The organism is Curtobacterium sp. RM9, assembly GCF_054956955.1.
Genome location: NZ_CM143271.1, coordinates 1644733 through 1659605 on the forward strand (window position 1 = coordinate 1644733; position 14873 = coordinate 1659605).

Below are 14873 nucleotides of genomic sequence, written 5' to 3' on the forward strand. Positions count from 1 at the left end.
CGAGCGTAGACGACTTCCCTAGACGACCTAGCGAAGTGCGTTTCCGGGAGTGTCAGCCGCGGACCGCACCAGCAGCGCGCAGCGACAGCGTCGACCGCATGCCGGGTGTCGCCCAGACCCGCCCGTCCACCCCGAACGCGAGGACGTCGACACGGCCGCCGGCTCCGCCGACCTCGGTACATCGGGCGAGGTCCTGCTCGTCGCCCGCCACGATCGCCGTCGCCAGGACGTCGGCGGTGACGATGTCGTCGGCGACGACCGTCGCCTGCCGGAAGGCGGGTGCCGCCCGCCGCCACACGTGCTCGCCGCGCTCTGCGGTGCCCGACGTGGCGACCGCCCGCCGGGGGTGGGCCAGCGGGACCACGGCGATGAGCGCCTCCCGGTCGTCCGGGTCCACGATGCCCACGGTCCACGGCCCGCCGACGCACCCACCCCGGACCAGCACGTCGCCGCCGGCGTCGAGGAGCCACGACCCGGTCGGCGCGGACCGGTCGAGGACCGCGCCGGCGTCGCGAGCGGCGAGGGCCTTGACCAGCCCGGAGAGGTCGACGACCCCGTCGGGGCGGTGCGGGGTGAACGCCCCGCCGGTGCGGTCACGCCACTCGAGGGCGAGTGCGTAGGTCTCGCGGACCTCCTCGGGCGTGTCGGCGAGGCGGAGGTCGCCCCGGGCGACCGCCCTGAGGGGCGATGCCGCGTCCCACAGGCTGTACGTGCGGTCGTAGGCGGCGAAGACACGCGACACCTCGCGGACGGCCGCTTCGTCAGCGCCGCGGAGCGAGACGACGGTCCCCATCGTCGCGACCGTGCGGGCGCTCACGACGCGGCCTGGTCGAGGGCGGACTGCAGCGAGGTCACGTACCCCTCGCTCGTGTAGGTGGCACCGCTGACCGCCTGGACGGACGCGGACTGCGCCTGCAGCGCCTCCTGGCGGAGGATCGGCGCGGCTTGCTGGCTGATCGCGACCGAGCGGCCGTCGCGGTCGGTGAGCTGCACGGCCTCGACGTCGGTGAGCTGCCCGCCGCTGACCGTGATCCGCACCTCGACCGGCCCGTACTGCGTCTGGGCGACCGTGCCGGTGTAGGTCCCGTCCTCCCGGCTGGTCGGACTGGAGGCGCTGCTCCCGCCCGACCCGCTGCTCGCGGAACCGTCGGTGCCGGTCGACCCCTCGGTGCCGGTCGAGCCGCCGGTGCCGGTTCCGCCGGTGCTGGTTCCGTCGGTACCGGCGGCGGACCCGGTACCGGCCGTGCCGGCGGTCCCGGTCGAGGTGGACGGCAGGGTGGTGGTCGGCTGGCCGCCGACCTGCCAGGCGATCACGAGGACCGCGGCGGACGAGAGCACGCCCGCGACGACCGCACGGGCCCTCACGAGCCGAACCGTTCCTGGTGGATGCGGTGCTCGGGGACCCCGGCGAGCCGGGCGTCCCGCACCACGAGGTCCGACCACGCCGGTGGTCCACAGACGTAGAGGTCGCTGTCGAGCAGGTCGGGGAACACCGACCGGAGGGTGACGCCCCGCTGGACGTCGTCCTCGGGCATCCAGCTCGTGACCGATCGGGCACGGGGTCCGACCATGGCGTACAGCCGACTCCCGGTGCGGGCGGCGAGGTCGGCGGTCTCGTGCCAGAGGTACTGCTGATCGGCGTCCGAGCCGCGGAGCAGGACCGTCGCCTCGCCGGGGCGGAGGTCGGTGTCCTCGAGGAGCGCGCGGACGGGGGTGATCCCGATGCCCGACGCGACGAGCGCGAGGTGCGGCGCCGAGCGCGCTGCGGTGGTGAACAGCCCGTAGGGGCCCTCCAGTGACACGGCGGCGCCGGGGCGGATCCGTCCGAGCCGAGCGGACCCGGCGCCGAGCTCACGCACGGTGATGCGGGCGCGGTCGGAGGTCGGGACGGCCGAGAACGAGACCGGATGCGCGTGCCACCAGGTGCTGCCGGTCCAGAAGCGCCACACGCCCCACTGCCCGCCGCGGACGCCGAGGCGGTCGAGGTCACGGCCGCTGAGGTGGATCGACACCACCTCGGGAGCGATCGGCTCGACGTCGACGACGCGGATCCGGTGCCGCAGACTGACGACGACGGGCGCGACGAACCGGTACCCGACGACGAGGCCGAACGCGGCGACGTACGACGCGATCCAGTACGCCCGCTGCCAGGTGCCCGCACCGAGGACGCTGCCGACGTTGAGCATGTGCGGGACGGCGACGAGCACGGCCGCGTAGCTGAGCAGGTGCACGACGTGCCAGGCCTCGTACGGCAGGCGCTTCCGGACGGCGACGAGCGAGGTGACGACGACCGCGACGAAGAGCCCCAGCGCGATGTACGCGAGCGGCACGTCCGGCGTGCCGAACAGCGACACGGTGGTGGCGAACAGGGTCGTCCGGTCGCTCGCGCCGTACCCGAGGGTCAGGAGCACCCCGTGCGCGAGCAGCAGGGACAGCACCGGCTTGCCGAGCGCCCGGTGCTGTTCGATCGCGCGGTCCTGTCCCACGAGCCGGTCGATCACCGGGACCCGTGCGGCGAGCACGAGCATGACGAGCACGAGGTCGGTCCCGACCAGCCCGGCGACGATGCCCGCGGCGGTGAGCCAGCCACCGGCACCCTGCACGTGGTGCGATCCCGGCGTGACGAACCAGAGCGCGACGGCGACCGCGGCGGAGGTCCAGGTGACGACGCCGAGGAGGTCCGCACCGACGAGCCGTCGGCGGGTGGCGCGGGCTCGTCGTCGTGCGGCCGTGGGCAGGGACTCCACCGCAGGAGCCGTCGGCAGCGCGGGCGGTCGTGGTGCCGGGCGAGCGGTCTCGATCATGACCTGTCCTGTTCAGCTGGGGTCCGGGTGGCCTCCAGCGTCGAGGCGGCTGCTTGGGCGGTGCTCGGAGCGCGACGAGTGTTCCGTTCGAGATCTCGAGCGTTCTGCCGCGTGGGGAGCCAGCGACGCCGGGAGCCGGACCTCGGCGACCGCGCCGTGCCCGTCGGCCCGGTTGCGGAGCGTGGCGGACCCACCGGCGCGCTCGGCGGTGCCCCGGACGAGCGCCAGTCCGAGTCCGCTGCTGCCGAGCACACTGCGGCGCGACGGGTCGGCGCGGGCGAAGCGCTCGAAGGCACGGGGCAGGAAGCCCTCGGGAACGCCCGCGCCTTCGTCGGTCACGATGAGCACGACCTCCCGGTCTCGTTGGTCGAACGTGAGCCGGACGGCGCCGCCCGGGCCGGTCGCGGCGACGGCGTTGGCCGCGAGGTTGTCGACGATGCGCGCGAACGCAGGAACGCCGATCGGGAGCTCGACGGTGTCGTCCGTGACCGTGGTCTGCAGGTCGACGTCTCGTCCGGCTGCCTCCGGCAGCGAGCGGATGCGGTCGACGGCGGCCATCACCTCGGTGACGAGCTCGGCGACCGTCGCCCGCTCCGAGTCGGTCGGTGCGTCGTCGAGGCGGGTCAGTTCGAGCAGCGAGGTCGCGAGTGCCGCGAGCCGCGCGGTGTCCCGCTCGGCGGCGGTGAGCTCGGCCTCGAGGGCCACTGCGTCGCCACGGTGGCGGTGCGCGAGCTCGAGTCGGGCGGTGAGGGCGGCCAACGGGGTGCGCAGTTCGTGGCTCGCGTCGGACACCATCCGGCGCCCCCGGGCGGCGTCCTCGCGCTGCCGGTCGACGAACCGGTTCAGCGTCCGGGCGAGGGCGGCGAGCTCGTCCTCGACCGGCCCGACCGGCAGGTGCCCGTCGCCGTCCGTGCCGAGGGTGTCGGCGGTCCGCTGCATGCGCTGCACCGGTCGGAGCGCGGCGCCGGTGAGCAGCCAGGCGGTGCCCGCGAAGGCGAGGGCGGCGAGCAGGGCGCCGACGACGAGCGTCCGGTCGATGCGACGCAGGGTCTCCGCACCGGCACGCGCGTCCCGCGCCGCCCACACGTCGACGTCGGCCACCCGTTCGCCGACGACCGTCCAGCGCTCGTCCCCGTCGCGGACCACGATCGTGTCGTCGCGGCCTGCGTCGTCCTCGGCACGTGCGGCGGTCGGCAGCGCGCGCCGCACCGCTCCGGGCAGCGTGTCGACGATCCACCGTCCGTCCCGCGCCCGGACCCCGACGAGGGCGCCCTCGGACGGACGGTCGGGCACCTCGTCGGGGTCCTGCCGGAGGTCCTGCACGAACGGAGCGACGTCCCCCGCGGCGAGCGACCGGTCCGTCGCCGCGATCGCGTGCGTGAACTGCACGTGCAGCGCCACGGACGCCCCGACCAGGACCACGAGGGCGACGAGCACGCTCCCGAGCGTGATCCGGGTCCGGATGCGCAACCGGCCCGGCCGGAGCGTCACGACGGGGTCACCTCGGCGGCGTAGCCGACCCCGCGGACCGTGCGGATGCCCACGTCGGCGCCCGCGGCCTGCAGCTTCTTCCGCACGTAGCTGACGTACTGGTCGACGATGGTCGGGTCGAAGTGCGCGCTGCTTCCCCAGACGTCCTCGAGCACCGATGCCCGGGTGCGGGGCTCCGGCGCGCCCTGGAGGAGGAAGCGGAGCAGCGAGAACTCCTTGACGCTGAGCGGCAGGTCTCGACCACGGACGGTCGCCCGCACCGCGACGGTGTCCAGCCGCACCGAGCCGGCACGCACCACCGTCGGGGTCCCCGCGGCGCGGCGTCGGAGGTGGGCGCGCAGCCGGGCGTTGAGCTCCGCGATCGCGAACGGCTTCGTGAGGTAGTCGTCCGCCCCGGAGTCGAGGCCGAAGACCCGGTCGTCGACGGCGTCGCGGGCGGTCACGAGCACGACCGGGAGGTCCTGGCCCATCTGCCGCAGCCGTCGGCACACCTCGAACCCGGTCATCTCCGGCAGCATGACGTCGATCGCGGCCGCGTCGAAGTCCTCCGCCCGGGCGCGGACGAGCGCCTCGACCCCGTCGGTGACGAGCGTCACGGTGTGTCCCTCGGCGCGCAGCCCCGCGGCGACGAGTGCGCCCATGTCGGGGTCGTCCTCCACCACCAGGATGTTGCCCATCGCCGACCTCCTCTCCGCCATCCTGCCGCGTCGCCCGGCGACCGGGTCGACGCGCACGCCGCGTCGGCTCGCGTGTGAGGTCTCGAGTGAATTCCGAGTGCGTCGAACGGCTGGTCGGGCGACGCCGACGCGGCGCAGGCGCTTGTCTGAGCAGACGTCGTCGGACCGGTCGGCGGTGACCAGGAAGGGCGTCATGCGCTGGCAGTTCGACGGGATCCCGCTCCACCCCCTCTTCGTGCACCTCACGACCGTCGCGGTGCCCGTCGCCGCCCTGACCGCGGTCGTCGTGGCCGTGTGGCCGACCGCGCGCCGGTGGCTGTCGCTGGGGGCACCGCTGATCGGACTCGTCGCACTCGTCTCCGTCCCGCTGGCGACGAGCTCGGGGGAGTGGCTGGAACACCGTGAGCGGGAGACCGCGTTGCTGGAGCGGCACACCGAGCTCGCGGACGGCCTGCTGCCCTGGTCGGTCGCGGTGTTCGCGCTGCTCGTGCTCTGGTGGGGCTGGCACCGGCTCGCTCGCGACCGGGTGACGAGTCGCGGAGTCGTCCGAGCGGTCGGGCTGGTCGGTCCCGTGCTGCTGGTCGCGGTCGGTGTCGTCTCGCTCGTCGAGGTCGTGGTCATCGGGGAGGCAGGGGCGGCCTCCGTCTGGAAGGGCTGAGCACGTCGGGACGGCGGTCGGCCCGACGACCGTGCGCCCCGGCGTGCTCTGGGGACCGCTCAGACGGGCCGGTAGATCGCGATCGGGGGAGCCGACGGGTCTCCGTCGTCATGCGATTCGCCCGACGCGAGCCAGGTCCGGCCCTCGTGCTCGATGGTCGTCGGCAGGTCGCCGTGCACCAGGATGCGGACCGCCGGGTCGTCGCCGTCGATCAGGTCGACGCCGTGCGCCTCGGTGCCGCCGGGGTTGTCGTGGACGTAGCTCATGGTCCGATCAAACCCCCGGAGCCTGGTAGGCTGGTCTCGTACGCGGATGTGGCGCAGTGGTAGCGCATCACCTTGCCAAGGTGAGGGTCGCGAGTTCGAATCTCGTCATCCGCTCGGACAGCAGGCCCCGGTCACTCGACCGGGGCCTTCGTCGTTCTCGCGCTCCGTCGAGCACGTGCCGGGCCGGTCGGTCGTCGGCGCGCCCGGGGTGCGCAGGCTTCGGGTCCCCGCGCACACCGGGCGCAGGGGCTGCACTGCCCCGCGGGCGCGGGATGGGTGGTCCCGCGCTCCGAGAGGACATCCGGAGAGCCCGCCCGATCGGATGGGTCAGACGACGGAAGTGGTGACGACCCGGGCACCCGGGAGTCCGATCCAGCGACGGCCGCCGCCGTCCACCACGGTGACCAGGACGGCGTCGCAGTCGCGGCAGCGTGCCACGGAACCCATGGGCGACATGTGCACGCGCGTCCGGCCCAGCGCACCGAGCGTCCCGCAGCCGGCGCACCGGAGCAGGGTCGTCGTGGGTTCGTCACCGAGCAGGTCGGTGAGGACCCCGGCGAGGGCGTTGCCGTCGACCACGGTCATCACGCACCCCCGAACCGTTCCGCTCGGACGTCCGTGAGGTCGTGCCCCAGCTCGCCGAGCCAGCGCAGGACCTGCTCGACGAAGGGCGTCGACCCGCACACGTAGACGAGGGCGCCGGCGTCGGGCGGGAACACGGCCTCGGCGAGGCGCTCCCGGGTGAGGCGCCCCGCCGGCACGGTCGCGTCCGGCGGAGCGACTCGGCTGTACACGGTCGTCACCTCGAGCGGCGCGTCCGCGGCCACGGCACGCTCGAGCTCGGGCCGGAAGAAGACGTCGGCGGGCGTGCGGACCGCGTACACCAACCGGAAGGGCGAGGCGTCGCCGGCGTCCGCGTGCGCTCCGGCGATCGCGGCCAGCGGCACGATCCCGGAACCGCCGGCGATGAGCTGCACGGGGCGTCCGGAGCCGTCCGGACGCCAGACGAACCACCCGCCGAGCGGGCCGTGCACCTCGACGGCGTCGCCGACCTCGACCGCGTCGACCAGGAACGGCGAGACCTCGCCGCCCTCGACCCGGTCGACGGCCAGCGTCACGCGCGAGCCGTCGCCGGACGACGCGATCGAGTACGAGCGGGACGCCTGGTAGCCGTCCTCGGCGGTGAGGCGCAGGTCGAGGTGCTGCCCGGCGTCGTTACCGGGCCAGGTCGGGACGTCGAGGACGATGCGGCGCGCGTCGGGCGTCTCCGGGGCGACCGACGCGACCGTCGCGGCGTGCCAGGCCGGCCGACGCCGGACGGGAGCCGGTGCGGCGGTGGCGGGGCGCGCCTCCAGGCCGACGCCGGTGGGGACGGGGGCGGGACCGCTCACCAGTACCGCTCCTCCTTCCACGGGTCGCCGTGCATGTTGTAGCCCGCGTTCTCCCAGAAGCCGGGCTCGTCGTCGGCCTGCATGACGATGCCGCGCACCCACTTCGCGCTCTTCCAGAAGTACAGGCCGGGAACGAGCAGTCGGGCGGGGCCGCCGTGCTCGGGGTCGAGCGGCTCGCCGTCGGCCTCGAACGCGATCCACGCCTTGCCGTCGAGGAGTTCGTCGAGCGGGACGTTGGTCGTGTAGCCGCCGTGGCTGTGCACCATGCAGTACTCGTACGAGGTCTCGACGTCGGCGAACAGCTTGTCGAGCGGAACCCCGCGCCAGGGCATGTCCAGCTTCGTCCAGTGCGTCACGCAGTGGATGTCGACCGTGACGTCCTCGACGCCGAGTGCCTGCACCTCGTCCCACGTCCACTCGTGCAGGCCGGACTCGGTGCGGATCGAGAACGTCCAATCGGCTGTGTCGAGGTCGGGCGTCGCCCCGGCGGAGAGCACCGGCCAGTCGCGGACCAGGGTCTGGCCGGGCGGGATGCGGGCGTCGTCGCGGTCGTCGCGTCGACCGCCGAACCCCCTCGTGAAGGTCGCCATCGGTGCTCCTCGTGTCGGTCCCTGCGGGTGGGTGCGGGACCGCTCGTGGTCCGCGCTGTCGTCAGCGTACCGACGCTCGGTGCGCTGCGGTCGGCGACGTCCGGGCCCTCCGAGGGCCCCCGTCGCCCGCGACGACCCTCGCTCGAGTCGACCGCGGCCCGGACGGCCTCGTCACCGCGACGGCGGGACGAGGCCGCTCTCGTGTGCGAGCACGACCGCGTGCACCCGGTCCCGGAGCTGCAGCTTCGCCAGGATCCGACCGACGTGCGTCTTCACGGTCTGTTCGGCGATGAAGAGCTCGGCGGCGATCTCGCCGTTGGACCGTCCGCGGGCGACGAGCAGGAACACGTCACGTTCCCGCTCGGTCAGTGCGTCGAGCACCTCGGTACGCGGGGCGGTCGGCGGCGGGGCGGCGACGAACGCCTCGACGAGGTGCCGGGTCACGCGGGGCGCGAGCAGGGCCTCGCCGGCCGCGACGGTCCGCACCGCGGCGACGAGCTCCTCGGCACTGGCGTCCTTGAGCAGGAAGCCGCTGGCACCGGCGCGGAGCGCGTCGAACACGTAGTCGTCGACGTCGAAGGTCGTGAGCATCACGATCCGGACGGGTCGGTCGGCAGGCGCCGCCGTGATCCGGCGGGTCGCCTCGATCCCGTCGAGGTGGGGCATGCGCACGTCCATCAGCACGACGTCGGGCTGCTCGCGCAGCACGACCGACACCGCCTCGGCTCCGTCCGCCGCCTCGCCGACGACGTCGAGGTCGTCCTGGGCCTGGAGGATCGCCCGCAGTCCCATGCGGAACATCTGCTGGTCGTCGACCACCACCACAGCCGTCATCGGTCTCCTCCGTCGGGTCGCGTGGTGCGCGTGGGGACCGCCGGCGGCGCCGTCGGCCCGGCCGTGGGCAGCGCGACCGTGACGCGGAAGCCGCCGTCCGGGGCCGGGCCGTGCTCGATCGTGCCGCGGAGCGCGGCGACGCGCTCGCGCATGCCCGCCAGTCCGAAGCCACCGTCGTCCGGCGGGACGGCGGCGAGTGCGCCGGACGGCGGTGCCGCGTTGGCGACCTCGACCACGAGGGCGACCCCGCGCCTGGCGACCGTCACGACCGTCTCCGCGCCGGGCGCGTGCCGGGCCACGTTGCCGAGCGCCTCCTGCACGACCCGGTACGCGGTGAGCTGCGCGAGCCGGTCGGCGTCGTCGTCACCGGCGTCGAGCGACAGGCTCACCGGGATGCCGGCGGAGCGCGTGCGCGCGACGAGGTCGGGCAGGTCCACGAGCCGCGGCTGCGGCGCACGTTCGGCGTCCGCCTCGCCGCGGAGCGTGCCGAGGAGCTGCCGCATCTCACGCAGGGCCGTCCGGGAGGTCCCGGCGATCGCGGCGAACTCAGCACGTGCATCAGGCGGCAACCCGGCGAGCCGGTAGGGCGCGGACTCCGCCTGCATGTGCACGACGGACATGCTGTGTGCGACGACGTCGTGGAGCTCGCGGGCGATCCGGGCACGTTCCTCGACGCTGCGGCGCCGCGCCTGCTCCAGTTCCGCGTCGCGGCGTGCCTCGGCGAGCTCGACGCGGACGGCTCGACGCTGCCCGATCGCGACCGCTGCGCCGGCCAGCAGCAGCGTCGACCCGGCGGAGACCACGAAGGTGGACGCCCACACGTCCGCCGGCTCCCACCGGGCCGGGACGACGGCGACGAGCGCGAGGGTGACGACGGTCGCAGCCGTCCACACCGCGGCGGTGATCCGCCAGTCGGTGCGGACACCGAGGACGACCACGAGCGCGCCGAGGCCGATGATCGCGGTCACGGGCAGCGGCCACGGCGCCACGTCGCCGCCGGCGGTGAGGAGCCCGAGCGCGGCGACCGCGACGAGGTGCACGGCCGAGGCCGTCCGGGGCAGGACGGGGGTCAGACCGAGCGAGACGGAGAGCACGGCGGTCACGAGGAGCGCGAGCGGTACCGGGACGTCGTACACGACGGCGGTGACCGGGGCGGCGACGGCGAAGAGCGTGCCGGCGACGACGACGAGGACCAGGCGGGCGACGACGACCGGCCACGTCGCCCACTCGCGTCGCGTCGACCAGGGCCGTCGACGGCGGGTCGTGGTCGGGTGGTCGGGTGTCACGGTCGGGCGGTCTCTCCGGTCGGCGCGGGGGTGCGGACGGTGCGCGGGCTGCGCGTCGGGGTCGTGCCGGGTCGGACGGTCCCGCCCGGTCGCTCGGCGGCTGCGGCGCGACGGACGGCTGCGGCGTCGCGCCTGCGCCCGATGGTACCGACGACCCGGTCCACGACGACGCCGAGCACGATCGCGACCATCATCGACACGAGGGCCGCGACGACCGGCTCGTGCAGGACCGACGACGTCGCGAGGGCGATCCCGACCGAGGTGGCCGCCCATGCGCCGCCGGCGAGGGCGCTGATGCCGAGGAACCGCCGGTAGGGCAGGCGCGTGGCACCCGCGGTCGTGTTCACCGCGACCCGCCCCACGGGGATGTACCGACCGACGAGGATGAGGCTGGCGGGACGACGCTGCATCTGCCGCTCGGCGAAGGCGAACGCCGCCGCGATCCTCGGCCGTCTCGACGAGGCCATCCGGGCGAGACCGATGCGTCGGCCGATCCAGTAGGCGACCGAGTCGCCAGCGACGGCGCCGGCCGCTGCGGCGGCGAGCACGCCCAGGAGGACCGGCTGACCGGAGGTCGCGGCGACCGCGGCGACCGCGACGAGGGCCGTCTCGCTCGGTACCGGCGGGAAGAAGCCGTCGAGCAGGCAGAGCGCGAAGAGCACGACGTACACGAGCGGACTCGCCGCCAGGTCCACGACGAACGGGGTGATCTGGTCGAACACGGTGCGCTCCCTCCGCCGACGACGTTCGTCGACGAGACCGACGCTACGGACGGAGCGTGCCGCTGCCATCCCACCGCGGGGTCGACCGCCCCCTACCGGGGTATGACCTCGTGGCGGTCGAACAGCACGTCCGGCGCGTCCACCCGTCGGTCGGTGACGGTCGTCGGCGCCTCGAGGTGGACGGCCCCGGACGGCATGATGCCCGCGCCGCCGAACCGCTCCATGACGCGCCACTGCGCGACGACGTCCTCGCCGGAGTGCTGCGGCGGGAGCAGGTCCCAGAACCGGAAGCCGCCGACCGCTTCGAGCGCCGCCCGGTCGTAGAGCACGCAGGCCCCGACCCAGGCGACGCGGTACGGCACCCAGGCGCCGGGTTCCACGTCGAGTCCGGCGGCGACGTGCGCCGGGTTCGCCGCGTTGTGCAGCGACAGCCGGTCGAACGCGGGCGTGCCGCGGCGGACCACCTCGGGGACGACGGGGCCGTCCCACGGCTCGAAGACCGCGGTCTCCGCCGGCCGGCGGTCGGCGAGGTAGGACAGGCCCTGGACGGCGCTGCCGACGAAGCCGCAGCCGAGCCGGCGGAGGGCGTCGAGCATCCGCGCGATCGAGCCCGGTTCGAGCCAGACGTCGTCGTCGAGGAAGAGCACGGCGGGGGCCTCGGCGTGCTCCAGCAGGAACTGCCGGTGCTCTGCCAGGCCACGCCGTTCCGGATGGGCGAGGACCGTGACGGACCTGCCCTGCGCCTCCAGGACGCGGAGCATGGCGGCGACCGCCGGCTCGGTGGCGGCGTCGGAACCCACGGACTGGTCGCTGAGGACCAGGCGCAGGTCGACGTCGGTCTGCGCGGCCAGGCCGGCGAGCGTCGTCGCCAGTTCGGCCGGACGGCCGACGGTGGGGACGAGGACGTCGACTTCGGCGGCCGGCCCGCTCGCGCGGGGCGCCGCCCAGGAGCCCGACCAGCGCGCGGTCACGATGCCGGGTCGGGCTCGGTCCGTGCTGCGGCCTCGCGGATGCGACGCACCACGGCGCTGGTGGAGTGCTCGGGCACGTAGTCGACCATGACGACCTCGCCGCCGTAGGCGCGCACGACCTCGGTCTCGCTGAGCATCTCGGGGGAGTAGTCGCCGCCCTTCACGTAGACCTCGGGCTGGATCCGCTCGATGAGGGGGATCGGGGTGTCCGTGGCGAACACGGTCACGAGGTCGACGCAGGCGAGCGCCGCGAGCACGCCCGCGCGGTCCTCGGCGGGGTTGATCGGCCGCTCCGGACCCTTCAGCCGACGGACGGAGTCGTCGTCGTTGAGCGCGACCACGAGCAGGTCGCCGAGGTCACGCGCCTGCCGCAGGTACGTCGTGTGCCCGCGGTGGACGACGTCGAAGCAGCCGTTCGTGAAGACGACGCGGCGACCGGCGTCACGGGCGCGGCGGACGGCCTCGGCGAGTTCGTCGTGGTCGACCACCGTCGCGGCGGGAGCGGTCACCGACTCGAGGAGCGCGGCTGCCGAGCAGACCGAGGTGCCGGCCTCACGCACGACCACGTCGGCGGCGGCCTGGGCGACCCCGACCGCGGTGCGCAGCGGCGCGCCGACGGCGAGGGCGACCGTCGCGGCGGCGCAGAAGGTGTCGCCCGCGCCGGAGGCCTGCTGCTCCGAGGCCGGGATCGCGCGTGTGCGGTGGTGGTCGTCGCCGACGGCCCCCGGTTCGAGCAGGACGGTGCCGTCGCGGTCGAGGGTCACCACGGCCGCACGGGCACCGGAGCGGGCCAGGACGTCGGCGCGGGCGTCGAGCACCGCGGCGACCCGGTCCGGACCCGTCACGATCTGCTTCACGCGGGCGGCCTGCTGCGCGGTCGCACCGCTGCTCAGCAGCGCCACGGTCTCGCCGGCGTTCGGCGTGACGAGGTCGGGGTGCAGTCCGGCCCAGCGCGTGAGGTCGTGCGCGTCGACGACGACCGCACCCGGGCGGTCGCGGTCGAGCATCGGGACGACGTCCTCCGGTCGGACGCCGAGCCCGTAGTCGCACACGACGGCGGCGTCGGCACAGCGGACCGCCCGCGCGACGGCGTCGGCGAGCAGCGCGCCGTGCTCGGCGGTCGGCGACTCGGCGAGCTCGTCGACGCGGACGACGACGCGGTCGCCGCCGACCACGCGCGACTTCGAGGTCGTGCGTGCGCCGGGGACCTCGACGAGGAACGTCGTGTCGACCCCCGCCGCCTCGAGTCGCTGTCGCAGGACGGCCCCGGCCTCGTCGTCGCCGATCAGCCCGACCATGCGGACGCGGGCACCGAGGGCGCGCGCGTTCACGGCGGTGTTGGCGGCGCCGCCGGGGACCGAGACGGTCTCGGTGACGCGGACGACGGGCGCGGCGGCCTCGCGCGACAGCCGCTCGGCCTCGCCCACCGTCCAGCGGTCGAGGATGACGTCGCCGATGACGACGACGAGGGGCTCGCGGTCGTCGACGGTCGCGACGAGGTCGCGCACCATCCGGACGTCGGCGGTCATCGGGTGCTCCCGGTGGTGTCGCGCGTCTCGGGCGTCTCGGGCGTCAGGGCGTGGGGCTCGGCCGTCGCCGCGCCGGGCGCCGCGGTGGCGGCGCTCGGTGCCGGCGGGGCGGCCTCGAGGTGGACGACCGTCGTGGTCGTCATCTCGTCGAGCAGGTGCGGACCGTAGCCGAAGCCGGCGCCCGAGGCACCACGCGGCTGGGCGCTGCCGCCCGGAGCACCACCGAAGACCGCGTTCACCTTGACGGTGCCGACGGGCAGCTCGGCGGCGGCTCGGAGCGCGCGGCCGGTGTCGTTCGTCAGCACGGTGGCGGCGAGGCCGTAGCGGTCCTGGGCGGCGAGTCGGACACCCTCGTCGAAGTCGTCCACGACCCGCACCGGGGCGATCGGCCCGAAGGTCTCCTCGGTGAGGACGAGCATGTCGTCCGTGCAGTCGGTGAGCACCGTCGCCGGGTAGAAGCTGCCCAGGCCACCCGGGGTGACCCCGCCGGTCCGGACCGTCGCTCCCTGTGCGACCGCGTCGTCGACGTGCGCCTGCACGAGTGTGCGGAGCCGGTCGTCCACGAGCGGGCCGTACTGCGCGGCGTCGGACGCGGTCCGGCGCTCGGCCTCGGCGACGAGGGCGGCGACGAAGGGCTCGGCGACGTCGCGGTGCACGTAGACGCGCTCGACGCTCGTGCAGATCTGGCCGGTGTTGGCGAACGCGCCGAGGGCGACCTGCGCGGCGGCCCACTCCGGGTCGACATCGGTGTCGACGATCACGGGGTCGTTGCCGCCGTTCTCACGGATGACGTGGGCACGGGTCGACGCGGCGACCTCGGTCAGCCGGTCGCCGGTCGCGGTGGAACCGACGTGCGCGTAGACGTCGATGCCCTCCTGTGCGAGGAGCAGCTCACCGGTGGCCCCGTCGCCGTCGACCCCGACGAGGACGCCGTCCGGCAGGACCTCGGCGAGCAGGGCGTTCAGCCGGGCGATGGTGGCGGGGGAGCGCTCGCTGCCCTTGTGCACCACGGTGTTGCCGGTGACGATCGCGGCACCGAGGATCCCGCACGCGACGGCCACCGGGTCGTTCCACGGGGTCAGGGCGAGCACGACGCCGCGCGGGTGCGGCAGCGACCAGTCAGCGGCACCGAACTGTCCGCGCAGGGCCTCGCCGCGGTGGACCGGACCGAGCTCCGCGTACTGCACGAGCGTGCCGATGCCGGCCTCGACCCCGCCGAGGGCGTCGCCGGGCACCTTGCCGGTCTCGCGGGTGTTCAGGTCGGCCAGCTCCTGCGCGTGCGCGCGCAGGTTCGCGGCTGCGGCGTGGAGCAGGGCACCGCGCTCCGCCGGTGCCGTCCGTGCCCACGCGGGCGCGGCGGCGCGGGCGCGCGCGACCGCGTTCCGGACGTCCTCCTCGGACGCGCGCCGCACCGTCGACGCGATCGAGCCGTCGACCGGGTTCGTGACCGTGATGACGTCGGCGGTGTCTCGCTGCACGTCGGTGTCGGTGGGGCGCGGGGCTTCGAGCGTCATGGGGTCCTTCCGGGACGGCGGGGTCGAACGGTGGTGGCCGGGAGTCGAACGCTGCTCCCTCGCGCCTGAGCACGCGTCCGGCTTCGCGCTCCGTGACCTTCCGTACCCCGGCCTGTGCCCCGCCCCCGACGCACCCGGTA

16 protein-coding genes and 1 tRNA gene are annotated in these 14873 nt (G+C 74.8%); 2 read left to right on the forward strand and 15 right to left on the reverse strand.

What is annotated here, in order from left to right:
• Positions 1–52 precede the first annotated feature (52 nt).
• Genes ACY3FI_RS07810 through ACY3FI_RS07830 form a run of 5 tightly spaced genes read right to left on the reverse strand, consistent with a single transcriptional unit; the run spans position 53 to position 4972 of the window.
• Positions 53–817, reverse strand: a complete 765-nt coding sequence (locus tag ACY3FI_RS07810; RefSeq protein WP_462550217.1) for an FAD:protein FMN transferase — start codon at positions 815–817, stop codon at positions 53–55.
• The gene (locus tag ACY3FI_RS07815; RefSeq protein WP_462550218.1) at positions 814–1365 is read right to left on the reverse strand and encodes an FMN-binding protein; all 552 of its coding nucleotides are present in this window, start codon (positions 1363–1365) and stop codon (positions 814–816) included. The genes ACY3FI_RS07810 and ACY3FI_RS07815 overlap by 4 nt, the downstream gene beginning before the upstream one ends.
• Positions 1362–2804 carry a ferredoxin reductase family protein gene (locus ACY3FI_RS07820; protein WP_462550219.1) on the reverse strand — a complete coding sequence of 481 codons (1443 nt, stop codon included), beginning with the start codon at positions 2802–2804 and terminating at the stop codon, positions 1362–1364. The genes ACY3FI_RS07815 and ACY3FI_RS07820 overlap by 4 nt, the downstream gene beginning before the upstream one ends.
• 12 nt (positions 2805–2816) lie before the next feature.
• Positions 2817–4295: a sensor histidine kinase gene (locus tag ACY3FI_RS07825; protein ID WP_462550220.1), complete on the reverse strand. Its 1479-nt coding sequence runs from the start codon at positions 4293–4295 to the stop codon at positions 2817–2819.
• Positions 4292–4972 carry a response regulator transcription factor gene (locus ACY3FI_RS07830; RefSeq protein ID WP_462550221.1) on the reverse strand — a complete coding sequence of 227 codons (681 nt, stop codon included), beginning with the start codon at positions 4970–4972 and terminating at the stop codon, positions 4292–4294. The genes ACY3FI_RS07825 and ACY3FI_RS07830 overlap by 4 nt, the downstream gene beginning before the upstream one ends.
• Before the next feature lie 193 nt (positions 4973–5165).
• Between ACY3FI_RS07830 and ACY3FI_RS07835 the strand changes: the two genes are divergently transcribed.
• The gene (locus ACY3FI_RS07835) at positions 5166–5630 is read left to right on the forward strand and encodes a DUF2231 domain-containing protein (protein WP_462550222.1); all 465 of its coding nucleotides are present in this window, start codon (positions 5166–5168) and stop codon (positions 5628–5630) included.
• Positions 5631–5689: 59 nt separating this feature from the next.
• Here ACY3FI_RS07835 and ACY3FI_RS07840 read toward each other — a convergent pair whose 3' ends face one another.
• Complete coding sequence (locus tag ACY3FI_RS07840; RefSeq protein WP_462550223.1) at positions 5690–5896, reverse strand: hypothetical protein; 207 nt, start codon at positions 5894–5896, stop codon at positions 5690–5692.
• A 42-nt stretch (positions 5897–5938) separates the two neighbouring features.
• Between ACY3FI_RS07840 and ACY3FI_RS07845 the strand changes: the two genes are divergently transcribed.
• Positions 5939–6010 (forward strand) — tRNA-Gly (locus ACY3FI_RS07845).
• A gap of 213 nt (positions 6011–6223) precedes the next feature.
• On the opposite strand, the gene ACY3FI_RS07850 is transcribed toward ACY3FI_RS07845, so the two are convergent.
• The 9 genes from ACY3FI_RS07850 to ACY3FI_RS07890 form a co-directional block, all read right to left on the reverse strand.
• A complete protein-coding gene (locus ACY3FI_RS07850) occupies positions 6224–6481 on the reverse strand; it encodes a DUF6510 family protein (RefSeq protein WP_462550224.1) in 258 nt (85 codons plus the stop codon).
• Positions 6481–7287 (reverse strand): FAD-binding oxidoreductase, encoded by an 807-nt coding sequence (locus ACY3FI_RS07855; protein WP_462550225.1) that lies wholly within the window; start codon positions 7285–7287, stop codon positions 6481–6483. Before ACY3FI_RS07855 ends, ACY3FI_RS07850 begins: the two co-directional genes overlap by 1 nt.
• Entirely contained in the window at positions 7284–7877 is a 594-nt protein-coding gene (locus tag ACY3FI_RS07860) for a molybdopterin-dependent oxidoreductase (protein ID WP_462550226.1), read from the reverse strand. The genes ACY3FI_RS07855 and ACY3FI_RS07860 overlap by 4 nt, the downstream gene beginning before the upstream one ends.
• 171 nt (positions 7878–8048) lie before the next feature.
• The gene (locus ACY3FI_RS07865) at positions 8049–8711 is read right to left on the reverse strand and encodes a response regulator (protein ID WP_462550227.1); all 663 of its coding nucleotides are present in this window, start codon (positions 8709–8711) and stop codon (positions 8049–8051) included.
• Positions 8708–9997, reverse strand: a complete 1290-nt coding sequence (locus ACY3FI_RS07870; protein ID WP_462550228.1) for a sensor histidine kinase — start codon at positions 9995–9997, stop codon at positions 8708–8710. The genes ACY3FI_RS07865 and ACY3FI_RS07870 overlap by 4 nt, the downstream gene beginning before the upstream one ends.
• Positions 9994–10719, reverse strand: a complete 726-nt coding sequence (locus tag ACY3FI_RS07875) for a DedA family protein (protein WP_462550229.1) — start codon at positions 10717–10719, stop codon at positions 9994–9996. Before ACY3FI_RS07875 ends, ACY3FI_RS07870 begins: the two co-directional genes overlap by 4 nt.
• A 92-nt stretch (positions 10720–10811) precedes the next feature.
• Positions 10812–11690 (reverse strand): glycosyltransferase family 2 protein, encoded by an 879-nt coding sequence (locus ACY3FI_RS07880; protein ID WP_462550230.1) that lies wholly within the window; start codon positions 11688–11690, stop codon positions 10812–10814.
• Positions 11687–13219, reverse strand: a complete 1533-nt coding sequence (gene rfaE2, locus ACY3FI_RS07885; RefSeq protein ID WP_462550231.1) for a D-glycero-beta-D-manno-heptose 1-phosphate adenylyltransferase — start codon at positions 13217–13219, stop codon at positions 11687–11689. Before rfaE2 ends, ACY3FI_RS07880 begins: the two co-directional genes overlap by 4 nt.
• Positions 13216–14733: an aldehyde dehydrogenase family protein gene (locus tag ACY3FI_RS07890; RefSeq protein ID WP_462550232.1), complete on the reverse strand. Its 1518-nt coding sequence runs from the start codon at positions 14731–14733 to the stop codon at positions 13216–13218. The genes rfaE2 and ACY3FI_RS07890 overlap by 4 nt, the downstream gene beginning before the upstream one ends.
• Positions 14734–14873 lie beyond the last annotated feature (140 nt).